The 4,919-nt window shown below is 60.5% G+C and carries 3 protein-coding genes; all 3 read left to right on the forward strand.

Features of this window, described 5'->3' with window-relative positions; translation table 11 throughout:
* Positions 1–3,757 (forward strand): amylo-alpha-1,6-glucosidase (locus tag ABYV26_RS20870; RefSeq protein WP_372683290.1); only part of this gene is annotated, 3,757 nt, incomplete at its 5' end.
* An 87-nt stretch (positions 3,758–3,844) separates the two neighbouring features.
* Positions 3,845–4,153, forward strand: coding sequence for an isoamylase early set domain-containing protein (locus ABYV26_RS20875; protein ID WP_372683291.1), 309 nt, complete (start codon positions 3,845–3,847; stop codon positions 4,151–4,153).
* 30 nt (positions 4,154–4,183) lie between these two features.
* On the forward strand, positions 4,184–4,919 hold a 736-nt coding region (locus ABYV26_RS20880), incomplete at its 3' end, for a DUF3417 domain-containing protein (RefSeq protein ID WP_372683292.1).

Here is a 4,919-nt window from a genome sequence, read left to right on the forward strand (position 1 = left end):
CTTTGCCCGCATGGGCCGCTTCGGCAGCCCCTATGCCGCCCTGAGCTTCACCGCCGTCGATCCGGCCCTGGCCGAATTCGACCCCAAGGCCACTCCCCTGGAGCAGTTCATCGAACTGGTCGACGCCGTTCACGCCCGGGGAGCGCGCCTGTTTATCGATATCGCCATCAACCACACCGGCTGGGCGGCCAGCCTTCACGAAACCCATCCCCAATGGCTTTCCCGGGAACCGGACGGCCAGATCGAAAACCCGGGCGCTTGGGGGGTGGTCTGGGCGGATCTGACCCGTTTGGATTTCAGCCATAAAGATTTGTGGCAGTATATGGCCGATGTCTTTCTGACCTGGTGCCGCCGGGGCGTAGAGGGTTTTCGCTGCGACGCCGGCTACATGATCCCGACGCCGGCCTGGCGGTATATGATCGGCAAGGTCCGGGACCAGTTCCCCAACGTGATCTTTTTGCTGGAAGGGCTCGGCGGCAAGATCTCCGTCACCCGTGACCTGCTAAACTGGGCCGATTTCAACTGGGCTTACAGCGAGTTGTTTCAAAACTACGACCGGGGCCAGATCGAACATTACCTGCCCGGCGCCATGGAGATCTCTAAGACCGACGGCACCGCCATCCATTTTGCCGAAACCCACGACAATCCTCGCCTGGCGGCCACTTCCCCGACATACGCCCGCATGCGGATCGCCCTGTGCGCCCTGCTCTCCAGCCAGGGGGGCTTCGGATTCGCCAACGGGGTGGAGTGGCTGGCCACGGAAAAAATCAACGTGCACGGTTCCCCGTCCCTGAACTGGGGGGCGGTCGAGAATCAGGTGGATCGCATCCGTCGGCTCAACGCCCTGCTCACGGTTCACCCGGCGTTCTTTCACCCGGTTCGCATCGAGATGATCCAGCAGGGACCCGGCAATACCATCGTTGCCGCCCGTCGTTGTCAATCGGGTGGAAACGGACTGCTGATTCTGGTCAATCTGGATGCGGCATCGGCCCATGACGCGGCGTGGTCCCGGAGCCGATCCCCCCTGGACGGTGATTCGACCGTTGATCTGCTCAGCGGGGAATCGGTGTCCATCGGCGGCGACGGACAGACGGGGCGAGTGTCGTTGAAGCCGGGGCAGGTGCTATGCCTGACCAACGACCCGGCCGACCTGGAGCGGGTCATCCACGCCACAGACCGGTTCCCGCGCACCCCGGATCACATCTTTAGGCAACGGCTCCGGGCAAAGGTGCTCGAGGTATGGCGGTTTCATCGGGGAGTCGGAGACCTGGGCCAATGGGATCTGGACCAGGCCACCTTGCAGTTGCAGACATCACCTCTCGATTTCTGCCGGTCGATGAATCCCGCCGGCACCACGCCGCGAACCGTGGCCTGGCAGTTTCCCGTCGACCTGCGGCGGGAGGTGATGGTCCCGCCGGGCCATTTTCTGCTGCTACGCGGTCCGCGCCCGTTTCGGGCGTCCATATCTGAAAAGGGGACCACGATGGCGGTTGAAGAGAGTCTGATCGACGCCGGCGGCAACGCTTTTATCCTGTTTCGCCCGCTGCCGGTGGCCGGTCGGCATAAAACGCGAACATTAAAACTTTCCTGTTACGATCCGGGCGGTTGCACCCACCACGAGTCACCCCTTTTGTACCTGACGGCTGCCCGGCAGGTCAGGGTGAGAAAAATCTTTGCCCGGCCGCGTAAACGGCTATCCAGCATCCATATGCTGGGCACCAATGGACGCGGCGCCATGACCCGGGCCCATGCGCATTGGGGTCTGTTGCCCAGCCGTTACGATGCACTGCTGGCGGCCAACCTGAGCCCGGTGGTTCCCGAGGACCGCCGTATCCTGTTAACCCGGCTGAGAGGCTGGGTGGTGTTTCAGGGTTTTTCCCAGGAGGTCGGTCCGGACTGCCTGGATGCGTTCGGGTTCGATTTCGATGCATGGGGCGGCTGGCAGTACCACATTCCTTCGGGGCAGGGGCAGCACGTGGTGTTGAGCGTCGGCATCCGCATGCCGCCGGGAAAAAACGCCATCGACCTGGTGTTCTACCGGCACCCGGCCCAGGGCCGTAAGGATCGTTTGGCTGACGATCGGCCGGTGACCCTGATCCTGCGCCCCGACTTAGAGGATCGCAATTTTCACGGGGCCACCAAAGCATACACCGGTTCGGAACACCACTATCCGTCCGCGGTCACCTCCCGGGAAAAGGGGTTTATCTTTCAACCCAGCGGTGAACATGCACTTGAATTGGAAGCAGAACGGTCTGAATTTTTCGTCGAGACCCAATGGCAGTACATGGTTGACCACCCCCAGGAAGCCCAACGCGGCCAGGACCCGCATTCGGATTTGTTCAGCCCCGGCTACTTCTCCGGACCGCTGGCAGGCGGAGAAAGCGAGACCCTCAAGGCCCGAGTGGCGGGCGAATCCGGTGCGTCCGAGGAACCCGACGTTGATCTGCGGCGACGGATCAGCCGCTTTTTCGAGGCCTCTCCCCAATGGGAACCGCCGGTGCCGGCATTGAAGAAAGCGCTCGACCAGTACATCGTCAAACGGGATCAATACGCGACGGTGATCGCGGGCTATCCCTGGTTCCTGGACTGGGGGCGTGACACCCTCATCGTGGTGCGGGGTATTATCGCCGCCGGACGTCATGAGGAAGCCCTGAGCATCATCGTGCAGTTTGCCATGTTCGCCGCGGACGGCACCATTCCCAACATGATCCGCGGTACCGACACGGGCAACCGGGACACCTCCGATGCGCCCCTGTGGCTTTTTCGGGTATGCGACGAACTGGGGACGCGGGTGGGTCAGGCCAGACTGCTGAAAACCGACTGCGGGGGGCGGCCATTGAAGCAGGTCCTGCTATCCATCGCCCGGTCCATCATGGCCGGAACCCCCAACGGCATCGTCATGGACGAAGGCAGCGGACTGCTCTTCAGCCCGTCGCATTTCACCTGGATGGACACCAACTATCCGGCAGGCACCCCGCGCCAGGGATACCCCATCGAGATCCAGGCACTTTGGCAGGCTGCCCTGGCCTACCTGGGCCGCGTGGATGCACCGGAACCTCGCAAGCGATGGCAGCGTCTGGCCGGGCAGGTGCGTCAATCCATTCTGGACCTGTTCTTTCGTGACGAGTTGGGCTACCTGTCCGATTGCCTGCATACCGGCCCCGGCACGCCGGCCAGCCAGGCCGTCGCCGACAACGCCCTGCGGCCCAACCAGCTTTTTGCCTTGACGCTGGGGGCGATAACGGACCGGAAAGTGGCCCGGCGAATCCTTTTTGCCTGCCAGGAACTGATCGTCCCCGGGGCCATTCGCAGCCTGGCGGACCGCCCTATCGATCCGGAGCTGCCGGTCTATCATAACGGCGTGCTGGTCAACGACCCCAAGACACCCTATGTGGGTGTCTACGAGGGGGATGAGGATACCCGCCGAAAACCGGCATACCATAACGGTACGGCCTGGACCTGGGTTTTTCCCAGCTTTTGCGAGGCCTGGGCCGACTGTTTCGGTTCCGGTGAGTATGAAACGGCCCTGGCCTGGCTGGCCAGCAGCAGCCGGCTGATCAATGAGGGCTGCGTGGGCCACATACCGGAGATTTTGGATGGCGATGCCCCGCACCACAGCCGCGGATGTGACGCTCAGGCCTGGGGCGTGAGCGAGTTGTTGCGGGTGTGGGTCAAGATCGAGGGATTGATTTTAGACGGGCAGGAGTCAGAAGACAGAAGACAGAAGACAAATAATGGCCAAATTCAAAAATCCTAACAGCGGTTGGTTTTTTTGAGATTTGGATATTGCCATGGTTTTAATAACCATCTGAAAAAACAATTAAAAATTATCAGGAGGAGCATCGTGAGTCTTAAAAAACAGTATCTAAAAAGCAAGGACCGTTGTAAAGTATCCTTCCGGGTTCCCAAAGCGGCGGCCCCGGGGGCCAAGACCGTCCATATTGTAGGCGAATTCAACGACTGGAGTGCGGTAAAGACCCCCATGAAACGGCTCAAAAGCGGTGAGTTCACCGCTGTCATGGAACTAGCACCGGGCCAGGCGTACCAGTTCCGCTACCTGATCGACCAGACGATCTGGGAAAATGACTGGGAAGCGGACCGATACGTGAAAAGCGATTTTGGCGACTGTGAAAACTCAGTCGTGGTGGTGTAGCAGAAACTGGATCCATGGAGGAGTACAATAATGAGGTTTATCCAAACATTCCAAGTTTTTCCCGATATCCCCGAGCCCCTTGCCTTCCTGGAGACGTTGTCACGCAATCTCTGGTGGAGTTGGAACCAGAACGCCGTGGAGCTTTTTCGGCGCATCAACCCCCGGCTGTGGGAGATATCTGGAAGAAACCCCATCGTGTTCGCCACCCGGGTTCCCCAGGAGCGGTTCAATGAACTGGCCAATGACGACAGCTACCTGGCCCACTTGGAGCAGGTGCGCAAGCGCTTTGAAAATCGAGTGCTGAACCAGACCAATAGCGAGAGCCCCTGGGACGAGGGGGAGACGGTGGCCTATTTTTCCATGGAGTTTGGCATCCACGAGACCCTGCCCCTGTTTGCCGGCGGTTTGGGTATCCTGGCCGGCGATCACCTCAAGGCGGCGTCGGGGCTTAAAATGCCTCTAGTGGGGGTGGGTCTGCTGTATCGCGAAGGTTATTTCCGCCAGTACCTGGACAAGGACGGGTGGCAGCAGGAGACCTATCCGGAAACCGACCTGTATCACCTGCCGCTGTCCAAGCAGAAGGACAAGGACGGCAACGACCTGGTCGTCAGCCTGACCGGTATCGGCGGGGATATCCTTGCCCAGGTCTGGAAGATCCGTATCGGCCGGATCCCGTTGATTCTGCTGGACACCAACCTGCCGGAAAATACCCCGGAGATCCGCGACATCACCGCGCGGCTGTACTCAGGAGAACAATACACCCGCC

This window comes from Desulfosarcina sp. (assembly GCF_041551955.1).
Lineage (GTDB): Bacteria > Desulfobacterota > Desulfobacteria > Desulfobacterales > Desulfosarcinaceae > Desulfosarcina.